Genomic DNA, 13,802 nt, shown 5'->3' on the forward strand with positions numbered 1-13,802 from the left:
GACGGCCTCGTGAAGATGTACGGCAACTGGCGCTCAGCCGCGGCTTTCCGCGTGCGCATCGCCCTCAACCTCAAGGGCATCGCCTACGAGGAGGTCTTCCTCGACCTCGATGCCGGCGACCAGCACAAGCCCGACTTCCTCGCGATCAATCCGCAGGGCGCGGTGCCGGCGCTGTTCGATGGTGACGGTCCGCCGCTGACGCAGTCGCTCGCGATTCTCGACTATCTGGAGGAGACCCGGCCCGGCGTTCCACTGCTGCCGGAGGAGCCGCGGGCGCGGGCTCGTGCCCGCTCGCTGGCCCAGGTCGTCGCCTGCGACACCCATCCCCTCTATGTGCCGCGGGTGCGCACCTTCCTGATGGAAAATTACGGCCTGCCGCGGGAGCGGATGCTGGAATTCCTGCGCAACGCCTTCACCACCGGATTGAAGACGCTGGAGACCCGGCTCTCGAATGAGGCTGGCACCGGCCGCTTCTGCCAGGGCGACGCGGTGAGCCACGCCGACCTGTGCCTCATCAGCCTGTGGGTGGGTACCGGCATTTTCGGGATCGACACGGCGGCCTATCCGACGGTGAAGCGCATCAGCGAGGAAGTACTGGCGCTCGATGCCGTTGCCCGCGCTCATCCGCTGCGCCAGCCCGGCGCGCCCGCGTCTTGATGAAAAAAAATTTTACGAAACTGTCCGTTCAGTAATGCTGGATTTGCGTTCCAGACACGCTGCGAACGTGTGGGTCCTTTCACAGTTACCGATGTAAGATCATTCCAAACTGAAAGGCTGCCGAGCGAGGCGGCCTGCGACGCGAGTGGGGCGAGGATGGTTCCGAGCGAATCGGTCACGGATCAGCACAAGATCGTCGTGGTGGGGGGAGGGGCCGCCGGGCTCGAACTGGTGACCAAGCTCGGCAACAAATACGGCAAGCGCGGCAAGGCCCACATTACCCTGGTGGACCGGGCGCGCACCCATATCTGGAAGCCGCTGCTGCACGAGGTCGCCGCCGGCTCGCTCGATGTCGGCCATCATGCGATCGATTACCTGCACCACGCCCACGCCAACCACTTCCGCTACCGCATCGGCGAAATGACCGGGCTCGACCGCGAGAAGCGGGTGATCCATCTCGCCGCCAGCCGTGACAGCGAGGGGCGCGAGGTCACGCCCGTGCGTACGATCCCCTACGACACGCTGATCATGGCGGTGGGCTCCACCACCAACGATTTCGGCACGCCGGGTGTCGCCGAGCACGCCATCGCCCTCGACACCAAGGAGCAGGCGCTGCGCTTCCACCAGCGCCTCGTCAACGGCATGCTGCGCGCTCACACCCAGGACGGTCCGGTGCGTCCCGGCCAGCTCCACGTGGCGGTGATCGGCGCGGGCGCGACCGGCACCGAGCTGGCAGCGGAACTGCACCGCACCACCCGCGAGGTGGCACGCACCGGCCTCGACCGCATCGATCCGGCCAAGGATCTGAAGATCACCCTGATCGAGGCCGCCGACCGCATCCTGCCGGCGGTGCCGCAAAGGCTGGCGGTCGAGGTGATGGGCCAACTCGCCAAGATCGGCGTCGAGGTGCGGGTGCAGGCCCGCGTCACCGAGGTCCGGGCCGACGGCGTGCAGCTCGCCGATGGCGGCTTCATCCCCTCCGAACTCGTGGTCTGGGCCGCGGGCGTGAAGGGGCCGGCCTTCCTGAAGGATCTCGGCGGGCTCGAGAGCACCCGCAACAACCAGCTCGTCGTCACGGCGACGCTGCAGACCTCCCGCGACCCGGACATCTTCGCCATGGGCGATTGTGCCTACCTTGTCGAGGAAGGCTCCCAGACGCCGATCCCGCCGCGCGCCCAGGCGGCTCACCAGCAGGCCTCGCACCTCTACGGGCAGATGGCCAACCGTCTCGCCGGCCGGCCGCTGAAGCCGTTCAAGTATCGCGACTTCGGTTCGCTCGTCTCGCTTGGCGAGTACACGGCCGTCGGCAACCTGATGGGCTTCATCCAGGGGAAGAACATGTTCATCGCCGGGTTGTTCGCCCGGCTGATGTACCGTTCGCTCTACAAGATGCACGAAACGGCCGTGAACGGCTGGTGGAAGACGAGCCTCGATGCCCTGGCCCGGGCGCTCACCCGGCGCACCGAGCCGCGGGTGAAGCTGCACTGACGAAGCCCGAGACTTGATCCGGCGGGCGGGCGCGACATGTTCCCGATCCGCCGGTTCGATGAAGAAGCCGGTGGAAGGAGACGCCATGATCCTCGTCAGCGTGATGTATCCGAGCGGCGCCGGCACCCGCTTCGACATGGACTACTATCTGAAGAAGCATATGCCACTGGTCAGCGAACGCTGGACCGCGAAGGGTCTGCATGACTACACGGTCGTGACGGGCACCGGCACGCCGGATGGCGGCGCGCCGCCCTATCAGGTCGTGGCGCTGCTGCGCTTCGAATCCGCCGACGCATTCAAGTCCGCGGCCGCTGCGGATGGGCCGGAGATCTTCGGGGACATCCCGAACTTCACCGACACGCAGCCGACGGTGCAGCTCAGCGAATTTGCGGCATCTGAAGTGAGAGGGTGATGATCGACATCATCAAGCAGATCCAGGCTTCCAATCCGGGGCTCGGCACGACGATCATCGTGCTGCGTGCCGACTCGCGGGCGCTGGCCGATCCGGCGACGCTGACGCCCGAGGCGAAGGCGTGGATCGACGCGAACGCGCCCGACGCGCGCCTCTCGCAGGAGACGGTGCTTCTCGCACCCTATCCCGGTGGGATGCCGACGGAGCGCACGGTCACGGTGCTCGCCTTCTCCGATGCGCGCCACTTGGCCGCCTTTGCGACGGCCTGGACTGGCGATCCGACGCTTGATGATGACGAGGAAGCCGCTTGATCGCGGTGGGGGCCGCGCCCGCCTGAAGGGCAGGGGCGGCCCGCTTTTAAGAGCACCTGGGCGACAGCGCCGCGCGGCGCTCAGGCCGCTTCGATGATCCGGGCGGCGGTGGTGATCATGTCCTTCATCGCCGCGTTCGCGGCCTGATAGGCCGGGGTGCCGACGTCCCAATTGTTCTGGGCGAGAGCCTTCACCATGCGCTCAGCCTCGGCGTGGGCGGTCGCCTCAGCCTTCAGGAAGGCCTCTGCCGCGTTCCGACGGGTCGGATCGGAGGTCAGACCCTCCACCGCCTGCCGGGCGGCCCGGCCCCGCAGGATCGCCGCGGCCGGATCGGCGGGCGCCGCGCCAAGCAGGATCGTCGCGAGACCGCGCTTCCACAGGCCGAGATCGGCCGGCAGACGCACCAGTTCGTAGAGATCGAGCCCGCTCGAATCCGCCAGAGCCGTCTGCGCCAGCGTCTCGGCCTTCACGAGGCGCTTTGTGATGGCCTCGATCTCGGTGCGGGTCTTGGCTGCCTTGGCGGCGATGCTTTGCACGCTGCTCGAAATTTCCGCCGTCGCGCTGCTCTGCTGCGTGATGGCGGCCGCGAGGGCCGCATTCATTTCGCTGGTGCGGGCGATCCGCTCGGCCGCGCTCTCGACGCGGGTGCCGAGGCTGTCGACCACGCTGCTGCCGGTCGAGACCGCGCCGCGGCTCTCCTCGACGGCACGGGCGATCTGGCTCATCTCGCCCTGGAGGGTGTTGAGCCACGTACGGATCTGCTCGGTCGAGCGCGCGGTCTGGCCGGAGAGCGACTTCACTTCGGCCGCCACCACCGAGAAGCCGCGCCCTGCTTCACCGGCGCGCGCCGCCTCGATCGTGGCGTTGAGCGCGAGCAGGTTGGTCTGGCTCGAGATCGTGGCGATGGTGCCCGCCATGGTGCCGATCTCGGCAATGGCGTTCTGGAGAAGCTGAAGGCGCTCGTCGATCTGGTGCGTGCGGTCGCGGATCGCGTCCATGGCCGAGCGGGCGTTGCCGACATCGGACATGCAGGCTGTCATCGCTTGGCGCGCCTCGGCGGCGCTGGAGCCGGCGGCCTCCGAGGTCTCGGCGACCTCGGCAATCGAGGCACCCATCTCTTCGATCGCGCTCGCGATGGTTTGCGTCGATTGCGCGACTTCGCCCACGTCGTAGGTGGTCCAGCCGATATTGATCGCCCCTTCCGAGGCCTCCCTTGCCACGGCGGCGACGTTGGCCCGTTCGGCACGCAGGTCATTGCGCCGTACCCGCTCGAGGTCGCTCAAAGCGGCACCTACCGCGTTACCCGGTACGGCGCTCTCGTCGAAGCCGGCACGATTGGCGAGGCGCTGAATCGCCGCGATCAGACGCGCGTCGTCGGAAGGGCCGGCGGTCGGGATCTCGGATGAAACAGATGCGGACGATGCGGCAGTACGGCCGAGCTTGAGAGACAGCATGGCGTCAAAGGCCCCCGATTACTTTTCTTGCCACTTATTATGGAAAGACCTGCCCAGATCGGTTTCGCTCGTCGGCAGCCGCACATCTACCGGTTGAGCGAGGTCGGGCGCAGCACTCTCTATGATGACGGTGCTGATGATTACCGATGGCTAGTTAACGTTGGATTTAAGTGACCTAGAAGGTGCTTATAAGGTGCTGATAAGAAGCATCAAATGATGAATTGCGTCGGTCTAGGCTCCCTCGGGGTTGCGATTTCTTGCATCTGATGCCGGCGCGCTCGTGTGCAGATGCAGCAAAATTTTGCATCGCAAAATCGTTATGCTCAGTCTCAGCATATCTGGACAACGGCAGGGGTGGCGCCTAACTTAGGCGGCACAATGCTCATTTTGAGCATAAAGGAGACCGCGATGTCCGAGGCAGGATCCGCCCTTCGCGAGCCGGCCGAACGGGCCTTCCCGCTGCCCCACATCTACGAGCGCGTCAGCCGTCATGTGCCCGCGATCGAGTGGCCGGCGCTGGCTCCCGATGTCGAAGCCATCCTGCGCTTGAAACGCGAGCGCAACGCGGTGGTTCTGGCGCACAATTACCAAGCGCCGGAGATCTTCCACACCGTGGCGGACATCGTCGGCGACAGTCTGGCGCTGGCGCGTGAGGCGGCGCGGGTCGATGCGGACGTCATCGTGCTGGCCGGTGTCCACTTCATGGCCGAGACCGCCAAGCTCCTGAACCCCGGCAAGACCGTGCTGATGCCGGATATGGCCGCCGGCTGCTCGCTCGCCGATTCGATCACTGCGGCCGACGTGCGCGCCCTGCGCGCCAAGTATCCGGGCGTGCCGGTCGTGACCTACGTCAACACCTCCGCTGCGGTGAAGGCGGAGTCGGACGTGTGCTGCACCTCCGGCAACGCCGCCGACGTGGTGCGCGCCCTCGGGGTGCCGCGGGTTCTGATGATCCCGGATGAGTTCCTGGCCCAAAACGTCCAGAAGCAGGTGCCCGAGGTCGAGCTGCTGACCTGGGCCGGACATTGCGAGGTGCATGAGCGCTTCACCCCGGCCGACATCGCGGATGTGCGCGAAAGCTATCCCGGCATCACCGTGATCGCCCATCCGGAATGCCCGCCGGACGTGGTCGAGGCCTCGGACTTCTCCGGCTCGACGGCGATGATGATGAACTACGTCACCGAGAAGCGACCGTCCCAGGTCGTGCTCGTGACCGAGTGCTCGATGGCCGACAACATCGCGGTGGCCAACCCCGACATCGAGTTCATCAAGCCCTGTAACCTCTGCCCGCACATGAAGCGGATCACCTTGCGCAACATCCGTGAGGCGCTGGAGACGATGACGCACGAGATCACCGTCGAGGACGGGCTGGCCGAGCGCGCGCGCCTCGCCGTCGAGCGGATGCTTGCGGTGAAGCCGACCCAGACCGTCTCACCGCGGCAGGCCGCCTGATGAGCGTCTTCGCCCGGAGTCCTGCCGACCGGGTGGTCGTGGTCGGCGCCGGGGTGGCCGGGCTCGCCACCGCCCTGCGGCTCGCGCCCCGCCCCGTCACCCTCATCACGGCCTCACCTCTTGGGGCCGGCACCGCCACGGGTTGGGCACAGGGCGGCATCGCCGCCGCAATGGGCGCGGACGATGCGCCTTCGCTCCACGCGGACGACACGCTCGCTGCGGGCGCCGGCCTGACCGAGCCGGCGGTCGCCCTACGCGTCGCCGAGGCGGGACCGGGCCTGATCGATTGGCTCGTCGCCCTCGGCACCGGCTTCGACCGGGAGGCGGACGGCGCCCTGGCGCTCGGGCTGGAGGCTGCCCATAGCCGCCGCCGGATCGTACGGGCTCGGGGCGATTCCACCGGCCGTACCGTGCTCGATGCGCTGGTCCGCGCTGTCCAGGCGACACCTTCGATCGAATTCCTCGTCGCCGGACTGCACGGCCTGATGCAGGATGCCGACGGCCGCGTCTGCGGTGTCGTGTGTGAGCGCGACGGCGCGGCTTTCCGCTTGCCCGCCCGCGCCGTGGTGCTGGCGACCGGCGGCACCGGTGCGCTCTATGCCTCGACCACGAACCCGCGGGGCGCCCTTGGGCGGGGACTGCTCGTCGCCGCGCGGGCAGGTGCAGCGTTGCGTGACCTCGAATTCGTGCAGTTCCACCCGACCGCCATCGCCGCCGGCCGCGATCCGATGCCGCTCGCGACCGAGGCGCTCCGCGGTGAAGGGGCGGTGCTGATCGATGAGGACGGTGCGCCCGTAATGGCGGGGATCGAAGGCGGCGACCTTGCCCCCCGCGATGTGGTGGCCCGAGGCATCTTCCAGGCGCTCGGCCGTGGCCGCACGGTCTATCTCGATACCCGCGGCCCGCTCGGCGCCCGCATGCCGCAGCGCTTCCCGACGGTGTTCGCCCTCTGCGCCGAGGCCGGCATCGATCCGGCGGTCCAACCGATCCCGGTCCGCCCGGCGGCGCACTACCACATGGGCGGCATCCTCGTGGACGCCGCCGGCCGCAGCACGGTGCCGGGCCTGTGGGCATGCGGCGAGGTGTCCTCGACCGGTCTGCACGGCGCCAATCGACTTGCCAGCAACTCGCTTCTCGAAGCGCTGGCCTTTGCGCCACGCATCGCCGAATCGATCGATGCCGCTTCGGCCCTGGTCAGCACGGATCGTCCGGCGCCGCTGCCGGCGATCCCGCCGCAGGATGCCTCAGCGCTCGCCGAGGTTCGCGGCATCATGGAACGCTGCGTTGGTGTGGTGCGCGACGCCGCCGGCCTGTCGCAGGCCATCGCGCGTCTCGCCGATCTGTCCGAGCGCGGCAGCGACGCGGCCGCCACGGGCCTGATGATCGCCCGCTCCGCCCTCGATCGGTGCGAAAGCCGCGGCGCCCACTGGCGCAGCGATCATCCCGGCCAACTCCCGGCCCGACACTCCGTGTTCACGCCCGCCGCAGCCGACGCCTCGTGCGCGCTTCAGGAACTCACCGATGCCTGACGACGTCCTGCTGCCGCTGCCGCGCCTTCTCGTCGAGCCCGTGGTGCGGGCGGCCCTGCTCGAAGACCTCGGTCGGGCGGGCGACATCACCACGGATGCCATCGTGCCCGCGGGCGAGCGCATGGAGGCGGTCATCGCCTCCCGTCAGGACGGGGTGATCGCCGGCACCGACGCCGCCGCCATCGCGTTCGAGTTGATCGATCCGAGCCTGACGGTTTCGGTCGAGCGGCCCGACGGATCCCGCGTCGCGCCGGGTGATACCGTGATCCGTCTCTCCGGCCCGGCGCGCGCCGTGCTGACCGCGGAGCGCGTCGCCCTCAACCTGCTCTGTCGGCTGAGCGGGGTCGCCACGGCGACGGCCTCGCTGGTCGAGGCGGCGCGGCCGCACGGCAAGGCGCGGATCGTCTGCACCCGCAAGACCACGCCGGGCTTGAGGGCGCTGGAGAAGCACGCAGTCCGCGCTGGCGGCGGCTCGAACCACCGCTTCGGCCTCGACGACGCGGTGCTGATCAAGGACAACCACGTCGCCGTCGCGGGTGGCATCATTCCCGCCATCGAGCGGGCACGCGCGCGGACCGGTCACCTCGTCAAGATCGAGGTCGAGGTCGACACATTGGCCCAGCTCGAAGAGGCGCTCTCGGTCGGCGCCGACGCGGTGCTCCTCGACAACATGAGCCCGGACACGTTGCGGCAGGCGGTGGCGATGGTCGATGGGCGCGCCGTGACAGAGGCCTCGGGCCGGATCAATCGGGAGACCGTCGGCGCCGTGGCCGCCTCGGGCGTCGATCTGATCTCGGTCGGCTGGATCACCCACAGCTCGGCGATCATCGATTTGGGGCTCGACGCGGCGTAGCCCCGAGCACGCCGGGACCTTCCTCCCTCATCCGGTGCCACCGGAACGTCTGACCGTTGCGCATCACCGTTTCCGCTTCGACGGTTCAGAGGAACGCGCGTAAGGTTCCAGCCACCAACGATAATCCTTGCCCGCACGGCCGAGCTGCCACAGTGTGGCCACACGGTCACGAGGCTGGCCGAAGCGGTGCTGCACTGCAAATCAAGCTTGGCTTTAAACCGGGAGCGTTTACGCCTTGGCGAGGGTCCGCACGGCATCGTGCGGCGGTTCTTCCACCGCGTCCCCTGTTCTTCGCCTGCCCCGAGAGGCCCTGATGCGCCGTTTCGTCGTTGCCCTGGGCGGGCTTGCCTGCGCGACGTTCGCGCTGGCAAGCCCTGCCGCAGCCTATGAGATTGACCCGCTCACGCGTCAGCCGCTGACCGAGGTTCTGACGGTGCGCGTGCGCCCGCAGAACACGTTGCCGACCGCCAACGCGGCTCTGCCGGCGGATATCCCAGGCGCGCCCGCCGACCCGCTCGCGTCGACCGTGCCGCAGATGACCGCGATTCCGCGCGATACGGTTCCCTATTCCGGACCCTACGCCCCCGGCACTATCGTCGTCTCGACCACCGAGCGCCGGCTCTACCTCATTCAGCCCGGCGGCGAGGCCCTGCGCTACGGCGTCGGCGTCGGCCGTCCCGGCTTCACCTGGGGTGGCACGCAGACCGTCACGATGAAGCGCGAATGGCCGGATTGGCGCCCGCCGTCGGAGATGCTGCGCCGCCGTCCCGACCTACCGCGCTACATGAAGGGCGGCATCGAGAATCCGCTCGGCGCGCGCGCCATGTATCTCGGCAACACGATCTACCGCATCCACGGCTCCAACGAGCCTGAGACGATCGGCACGGCGGTGTCCTCCGGCTGTATTCGCATGACCAACGAGGACGTGACGGATCTCTACAGCCGCGTGAAGGTCGGCGCCCGGGTCGTCGTCCAGCGCTGATCGTTCATCCGAAATGTAAATGAAAAAGGGCCGGCAGCGATGCCGGCCCTTTTCGTTTGGGCGTGGTCCAAGTCGGTCTTGGTCCGAGGGAGCGAGGCGTCAGCCGATCAGCAGCAGATCCAGCACGACCGCCGCGATGCCGCCTGCCACGGCCAAGCCGAGGATAACGACGCTGCTGAGCTGATCGACGGAATTCACGTCCTGACCGACGCGGTGTTGGAACTCATTCGCTGACACAAGCGACCTCCGTTGAAATATCGCACGCCAACGGGTGGGGCGGGGGATGGTTCAATGCCGGACCGTCGCAGGCGGCTCCGAAGCCGCGTGGGTCGCCGGCGCGGAACCTCCCCCCGTAATGCCGGTTGGCTCCCCTCAACAGGGAGGCCAACCATGGTCGATGCCAGCCAGATACGCGAGCACGCCACCGTCGTCGGTTCCGATGGCGGACATGTCGGCACGGTGGATCACGTCGGAAAAGGTGAGATCAAGCTGACGAAGAGCGACGCCGACGCGGGCGGGCTCCATCACTACATCCCCCTCGATTTCGTGATCGCCGTCGAGGGCGATCAGGTCCGGCTCAATCGGAGTGCGGACGAGGTGAAGAAAGAGTGGAGCACGTCGGGCGCCGCGTAAGCGAACGTCATGCGCCCCGGTCGCGGTTCGAGCGTCCGAATCGATCGACCGCCTCGTCTCAGCACCGAGTTCGGCCTCATCATACGCCGATGGCCGACGCCGCGTTCATGGAGAGAACTTTGACTGCACAGAATGATCGGCCGAAATCAGAATCCGAGCCGAAGCCGATCGGTGATCCGCCTCCCGCTCCGCAGCCGCCGGCCGGAGATCCCCCGCCGCATCGGCCGGATGCGATCCCCGACGAGGATCTCGACCAGGTCGAGGAGCAGCCGAGCTGATGCGTTTCGCGGGCCACCTTCAGGCGTGGCCCGCGTCACGTTCCACGATCTGATCGCGTTCTCAGTGGCAGCCGCAACCGCCGCTTCCGCAGCCCCCGCTGCCATGGCTCGTTTTCGCGGGTGCGCTAGTCACGCGGTCCCTGGTGAGGCCACGCTCCTCCAGCTCGCGCAGATAGGTCGACCAGCGATTCCGGTACTCGCGGCCGAGATCGAACAGGTAGTCCCACCCGTAAATACCCGTATCGTGCATATCGTCGAAGAACAGCTTCACGGCGTAGTTGCCGATGGGCTCGACCGAGAGGATTGCGACATCGCGCTTGCCGCCCAGCACCTTGCGTTCGGCCGGAGAATGGCCTTGAACCTCCGCTGAGGGACTCGACACGCGCAAGTATTCGGCGGGCAGCTCGAAGCGACCGCCGCCATCGAACGCGACAGTCAGAATGCGCTTGTCTCCGGACAGGCGGATCTCGGTGGGCCAGCGCTCACTCATGACGGTCGTTCCACGCTCTCATGCCGGCGTTGCGCTCCCGCGCTTGCCGGATAATGCCACCGCCCTCATATGGATGGCGATGTTGGATCTGTCAGCCGACAAAACCACCCATGCCGGCACCGAGTCGAGTTCAGAGGCGCGTATGTGGGGCCCCGCCGACGATATCCTCGCGCCGGTCCGGCCGGCGCCGCTGATCGACCCGTTCCAGCGGGCGATCACCTATCTCCGCATCTCGGTGACGGATCGCTGCGACTTCCGCTGTGCCTATTGCATGTCGGAAGACATGCAGTTCCTGCCCAAGCGCGATCTGTTGACGCTGGAAGAACTCGATCGGCTCTGCGGCGTGTTCATTGATCGCGGTGTGCGCAAGCTGCGGATCACCGGCGGCGAGCCGCTGGTGCGCCGTGACATCATGCATCTGTTCCGCCGGCTCTCCCGCCACCTGAAGAGCGGCACCCTCGACGAGCTGACGCTGACGACCAATGGCTCCCAGCTTGCCCGCTTCGCGCCCGAACTGGCCGAACTCGGCGTGCGCCGGATCAACGTGTCGCTCGACACGCTCGACCCGGACAAGTTCCGGGCGATCACCCGGCGCGGCGACCTGTCGGTGGTGCTGGCAGGGATCGAGGCGGCGCGCGCCGCCGGCATCAAGGTCAAGATCAACGCCGTGGCGCTCAAGGGCGTCAACGAGGACGAGATCGCCGACATGATTGCCTGGGCCCACGGAATCGGGATGGACATGACGCTGATCGAGGTGATGCCGCTCGGCGAGATCGAGGGCGACCGCACCGACCAGTTCCTGCCGCTGTCGGTCGCCCGCCAGCGCCTGGAGCAGCGCTTCACGCTAACCCCACTGCCCGACCGCACCGGTGGCCCGGCGCGTTACGTGCGGATCGAGGAGACCAGCGGGCGGCTCGGTTTCATCACGCCGCTGACGCATAATTTCTGCGAGAGCTGCAACCGGGTCCGTCTCACCTGCACCGGCAAGCTCTACATGTGCCTCGGCCAGGAAGACGCAGCAGATCTGCGCGCGGCCCTGCGCGCCTCGCCCGATGACGCGCTGGTGACGCAGGCCGTCGTGGAGGCGATTTCCCGCAAGCCCAAGGGCCACGACTTCGTCATCGAACGCGCCCGCCCGGCGGCCGTGCCGCGGCACATGAGCGTGACCGGGGGCTGACGCTCTTCAGCCCGCGATCGGGACCAGCGTGTCTCGAATCTCCCGGTTCGCGAGCCAGTTCTGGACGCGTTCGCAATGCGTGGCGATCTTCGGCGTGTGTGCGTAGATCGCCAGCGATCCCTCGACCATCGCCCGCAGCTCGATGCAGCGGGCGGCATCGACGAGGAAGTTCAGTCCGCCGAGCGGCGGCTTGAAGGTCGTGCTGCCGGCGACGCCGAGCCGTGCCGCGATCTCCGGATAGACCGGCCAGATGCTCCCACTGAGTGGGTCGGGCAGGTAATCCTCGCAGGCCGCCGTTCGCGCCGGAATCTCGGCACGGTGAAGCGCGTCGCGGGCCAGATCCGCGAGCACGAACAGCTTGGGATGATTGATCGTGTGCATGAAGCAGCCGCGACGCATCCAGCCGGCGAACAGGTGGTTGAGGTTGAAGCCGTGCGCATGGCTCATCGCCAGCAGGGCATCGCGATTGGGAAACCACCCGTCGAGATAGCCGACGCGCGAAAAGACCTCGGCCCGGAACAGTGAGACGATCGCGTCGGCCGAGAAGCCGCGGGCGAAGCCGTAGACGATCAGCGCCGAGTGGTAGTCTTCCATCGGAGAGCCGAACAGGCCGCCCTTATGGGCGATGTAGACGATATCCGGGTGGAAGGCCGGGAAGACGATCGTCGGAACGGGTACGACGAACCGGGCAGTCTCGGAGATCCGCGCGGGCGTCACCTCGCCGAACGGGCCGGCCTCGAACGGGAAGCACACGGTCAGGTCGGCGTCCCGAACTGCTTCGAGCAGCCGCGCGGGACTTGAATCGAACTGCGAGAACGTCGCCGGCTCTACCGACGCGATCTCAGCATCCGGCGCAAGGAACCCCAGGCACCCTGCAAGGACGGCGACTTGGCAATTGTTGCCGACGACGACGATTCGCCTAGCCACGGCCGCGTGCCTCCGGCTGCCAGCAATTCCTCGTCGCAGACCACGGCGGCCTGCCGGGCGAACTCATGGCGCGCCTCGTGCAGGCTGCGGCTCGAGGCGGGGAGGGCGTCCTGGTCCCCGCCCTCGGTGAGATGGCGGAAGAAGACCCGCATGACATGATCGACACCGTCCTTGCTGACGGACCTGAGATCGCTCTCGAGATAGCGGAAGGCGCCCTCGGGCGAGGTGATGATCTCGTAGGAGGGGAAGTACAGCGTATCGTCGCGCGTGTCGGCGAGACGCTGGGCGGCGACCCGGAGCACCGCCTTGCTGTGCACGGTCGATTGCAGCACGTGGCGCCCTTCATAGGTCGCGACAAGCGGCACCGGCGAGACCGTCAGGATCAGGCGCGCCCGCGGATTGACCGCCTTCAGGGCATCGGCAAAAGCGGAGAGGTCCGCGATCACCTCCTCGATCGGCTGGTTCCTGAAAACGTAGGCCTCCGAATCGAAGGTGCCGGCGGCCACGCCCGGACAGAGCGGAAAGGCCGCCCCGTCGGCCGTCGCTTGCCAGCCCTCGGTGAGGCCGAGGGTGAAGACGAAGACGTCGAGGCTTTCGAAGAGCCGGCGCACCTGGGCGAAGTGCTCTTGCCGCTCCGCCTCGATCGCTTCGGGGCTGGCAAAGCCTGCAGGTTCGATGCGCGGCCGGAACGGATCGGCGAAGCGGCCGTCCGGTCTTTCCCAGGCTGCATCGGCGGGGGTGAAGCGGCCATAGGCCCGCTCGATGAGCTGCAGCAGCTGGCGTGCGGTGTAGACGTTGCCGTAGCGCGCCGAGAACAAGCGGTAGCCGCGCGTACGCGCTTCATCCGGCGTGACGCCTTCGGGCGCGTCTTCCGTGACGAGATAATGATAGCCGCTCGCCTGGAGCCTGTCGGCGATGTGCTGGGCAAAGCAGCTACCCGCCGTGGCAATTCGGGTCTGCCGCGCCAGCCGGAACCCATCCGGTACCGGCGGACCGGCCATCGGGTCGAGGGCGAACAGCGGCAGCGAGCCGACGGAGCGATCCCAGAAGGCGTGGTCGGCAAGACCGGAATAGGGGTTTCGGGCGCGGTCTTGCATCGGCAGCCGGACCCTAGCCGACCGGCTCCGCAGCGGCAACGGCCGTCACTCGAGCCGTATCC

The 13,802-nt window shown here is 67.6% G+C and carries 16 protein-coding genes; 11 read left to right on the forward strand and 5 right to left on the reverse strand.

Translation table 11 applies throughout. From position 1 onward, the window contains the following. The first annotated feature begins 9 nt into the window (after nucleotides 1-9). From maiA to OVA30_RS09380, 4 genes are all read left to right on the forward strand, one after another. Entirely contained in the window at nucleotides 10-657 is a 648-nt protein-coding gene (gene maiA, locus OVA30_RS09365) for a maleylacetoacetate isomerase (RefSeq protein ID WP_012254019.1), read from the forward strand. A gap of 156 nt (nucleotides 658-813) precedes the next feature. After that, a complete protein-coding gene (locus OVA30_RS09370) occupies nucleotides 814-2,145 on the forward strand; it encodes an NAD(P)/FAD-dependent oxidoreductase (RefSeq protein ID WP_004446824.1) in 1,332 nt (443 codons plus the stop codon). Between the two features lie 85 nt (nucleotides 2,146-2,230). Next, a complete protein-coding gene (locus tag OVA30_RS09375; RefSeq protein WP_012254020.1) occupies nucleotides 2,231-2,557 on the forward strand; it encodes an EthD family reductase in 327 nt (108 codons plus the stop codon). Further along, nucleotides 2,557-2,868: a hypothetical protein gene (locus OVA30_RS09380; protein WP_003600093.1), complete on the forward strand. Its 312-nt coding sequence runs from the start codon at nucleotides 2,557-2,559 to the stop codon at nucleotides 2,866-2,868. Before OVA30_RS09375 ends, OVA30_RS09380 begins: the two co-directional genes overlap by 1 nt. Before the next feature lie 80 nt (nucleotides 2,869-2,948). On the opposite strand, the gene OVA30_RS09385 is transcribed toward OVA30_RS09380, so the two are convergent. Then, a complete protein-coding gene (locus OVA30_RS09385; protein ID WP_268175275.1) occupies nucleotides 2,949-4,322 on the reverse strand; it encodes a methyl-accepting chemotaxis protein in 1,374 nt (457 codons plus the stop codon). A 408-nt stretch (nucleotides 4,323-4,730) separates the two neighbouring features. Between OVA30_RS09385 and nadA the strand changes: the two genes are divergently transcribed. The 4 genes from nadA to OVA30_RS09405 all read left to right on the forward strand — a co-directional run bounded on the left by nadA (nucleotide 4,731) and on the right by OVA30_RS09405 (nucleotide 9,138). Beyond that, nucleotides 4,731-5,774 (forward strand): quinolinate synthase NadA, encoded by a 1,044-nt coding sequence (gene nadA / locus OVA30_RS09390; protein WP_015822991.1) that lies wholly within the window; start codon nucleotides 4,731-4,733, stop codon nucleotides 5,772-5,774. Continuing rightward, nucleotides 5,774-7,303, forward strand: a complete 1,530-nt coding sequence (locus tag OVA30_RS09395) for an L-aspartate oxidase (RefSeq protein ID WP_268175276.1) — start codon at nucleotides 5,774-5,776, stop codon at nucleotides 7,301-7,303. The genes nadA and OVA30_RS09395 overlap by 1 nt, the downstream gene beginning before the upstream one ends. After that, complete coding sequence (nadC, locus tag OVA30_RS09400) at nucleotides 7,296-8,156, forward strand: carboxylating nicotinate-nucleotide diphosphorylase (RefSeq protein WP_015822993.1); 861 nt, start codon at nucleotides 7,296-7,298, stop codon at nucleotides 8,154-8,156. Before OVA30_RS09395 ends, nadC begins: the two co-directional genes overlap by 8 nt. Nucleotides 8,157-8,469: 313 nt before the next feature. After that, nucleotides 8,470-9,138, forward strand: a complete 669-nt coding sequence (locus OVA30_RS09405; RefSeq protein ID WP_015822994.1) for a L,D-transpeptidase — start codon at nucleotides 8,470-8,472, stop codon at nucleotides 9,136-9,138. A 99-nt stretch (nucleotides 9,139-9,237) separates the two neighbouring features. On the opposite strand, the gene OVA30_RS09410 is transcribed toward OVA30_RS09405, so the two are convergent. Beyond that, nucleotides 9,238-9,375 carry a hypothetical protein gene (locus OVA30_RS09410; RefSeq protein ID WP_015951148.1) on the reverse strand — a complete coding sequence of 46 codons (138 nt, stop codon included), beginning with the start codon at nucleotides 9,373-9,375 and terminating at the stop codon, nucleotides 9,238-9,240. A 153-nt stretch (nucleotides 9,376-9,528) separates the two neighbouring features. On the opposite strand from OVA30_RS09410, the gene OVA30_RS09415 reads away from it, so the two are divergent. Then, nucleotides 9,529-9,771, forward strand: coding sequence for a DUF2171 domain-containing protein (locus OVA30_RS09415; RefSeq protein WP_015822995.1), 243 nt, complete (start codon nucleotides 9,529-9,531; stop codon nucleotides 9,769-9,771). A gap of 89 nt (nucleotides 9,772-9,860) precedes the next feature. Then, nucleotides 9,861-10,049, forward strand: coding sequence for a hypothetical protein (locus OVA30_RS09420; protein ID WP_182567317.1), 189 nt, complete (start codon nucleotides 9,861-9,863; stop codon nucleotides 10,047-10,049). Nucleotides 10,050-10,110: 61 nt separating this feature from the next. Here the strand turns inward: OVA30_RS09420 and OVA30_RS09425 are convergent, their stop codons facing one another. Further along, a complete protein-coding gene (locus OVA30_RS09425; protein ID WP_003597754.1) occupies nucleotides 10,111-10,539 on the reverse strand; it encodes a gamma-butyrobetaine hydroxylase-like domain-containing protein in 429 nt (142 codons plus the stop codon). Nucleotides 10,540-10,681: 142 nt separating this feature from the next. Here OVA30_RS09425 and moaA point away from each other — a divergent pair, with 142 nt between their 5' ends. Next, entirely contained in the window at nucleotides 10,682-11,716 is a 1,035-nt protein-coding gene (gene moaA / locus OVA30_RS09430; protein WP_268177478.1) for a GTP 3',8-cyclase MoaA, read from the forward strand. Nucleotides 11,717-11,722: 6 nt separating this feature from the next. On the opposite strand, the gene OVA30_RS09435 is transcribed toward moaA, so the two are convergent. Together OVA30_RS09435 and OVA30_RS09440 are read right to left on the reverse strand one after the other, a co-directional pair. Next, nucleotides 11,723-12,643, reverse strand: a complete 921-nt coding sequence (locus tag OVA30_RS09435) for a WcbI family polysaccharide biosynthesis putative acetyltransferase (protein WP_268175277.1) — start codon at nucleotides 12,641-12,643, stop codon at nucleotides 11,723-11,725. Further along, the gene (locus OVA30_RS09440) at nucleotides 12,544-13,740 is read right to left on the reverse strand and encodes a GSCFA domain-containing protein (protein WP_268175278.1); all 1,197 of its coding nucleotides are present in this window, start codon (nucleotides 13,738-13,740) and stop codon (nucleotides 12,544-12,546) included. Before OVA30_RS09440 ends, OVA30_RS09435 begins: the two co-directional genes overlap by 100 nt. Nucleotides 13,741-13,802: the final 62 nt, after the last annotated feature.

It is taken from the genome of Methylorubrum sp. SL192, from assembly GCF_026672325.1.
Classification (GTDB): domain Bacteria; phylum Pseudomonadota; class Alphaproteobacteria; order Rhizobiales; family Beijerinckiaceae; genus Methylobacterium; species Methylobacterium extorquens.

What these genes read in the sequence shown, in the direction of transcription:
- OVA30_RS09370 (WP_004446824.1), top strand. Translation starts at nt 814, where the DNA reads ATGGTTCCGAGCGAATCGGTCACGGATCAGCACAAGATCGTCGTGGTG.
- OVA30_RS09375 (WP_012254020.1), top strand. Translation starts at nt 2,231, where the DNA reads ATGATCCTCGTCAGCGTGATGTATCCGAGCGGCGCCGGCACCCGCTTC.
- OVA30_RS09380 (WP_003600093.1), top strand. Translation starts at nt 2,557, where the DNA reads ATGATCGACATCATCAAGCAGATCCAGGCTTCCAATCCGGGGCTCGGC.
- OVA30_RS09385 (WP_268175275.1), bottom strand. Translation starts at nt 4,322, where the DNA reads ATGCTGTCTCTCAAGCTCGGCCGTACTGCCGCATCGTCCGCATCTGTT.
- nadA (WP_015822991.1), top strand. Translation starts at nt 4,731, where the DNA reads ATGTCCGAGGCAGGATCCGCCCTTCGCGAGCCGGCCGAACGGGCCTTC.
- OVA30_RS09395 (WP_268175276.1), top strand. Translation starts at nt 5,774, where the DNA reads ATGAGCGTCTTCGCCCGGAGTCCTGCCGACCGGGTGGTCGTGGTCGGC.
- nadC (WP_015822993.1), top strand. Translation starts at nt 7,296, where the DNA reads ATGCCTGACGACGTCCTGCTGCCGCTGCCGCGCCTTCTCGTCGAGCCC.
- OVA30_RS09405 (WP_015822994.1), top strand. Translation starts at nt 8,470, where the DNA reads ATGCGCCGTTTCGTCGTTGCCCTGGGCGGGCTTGCCTGCGCGACGTTC.
- OVA30_RS09415 (WP_015822995.1), top strand. Translation starts at nt 9,529, where the DNA reads ATGGTCGATGCCAGCCAGATACGCGAGCACGCCACCGTCGTCGGTTCC.
- OVA30_RS09420 (WP_182567317.1), top strand. Translation starts at nt 9,861, where the DNA reads ATGGCCGACGCCGCGTTCATGGAGAGAACTTTGACTGCACAGAATGAT.
- OVA30_RS09425 (WP_003597754.1), bottom strand. Translation starts at nt 10,539, where the DNA reads ATGAGTGAGCGCTGGCCCACCGAGATCCGCCTGTCCGGAGACAAGCGC.
- moaA (WP_268177478.1), top strand. Translation starts at nt 10,682, where the DNA reads ATGTGGGGCCCCGCCGACGATATCCTCGCGCCGGTCCGGCCGGCGCCG.
- OVA30_RS09440 (WP_268175278.1), bottom strand. Translation starts at nt 13,740, where the DNA reads ATGCAAGACCGCGCCCGAAACCCCTATTCCGGTCTTGCCGACCACGCC.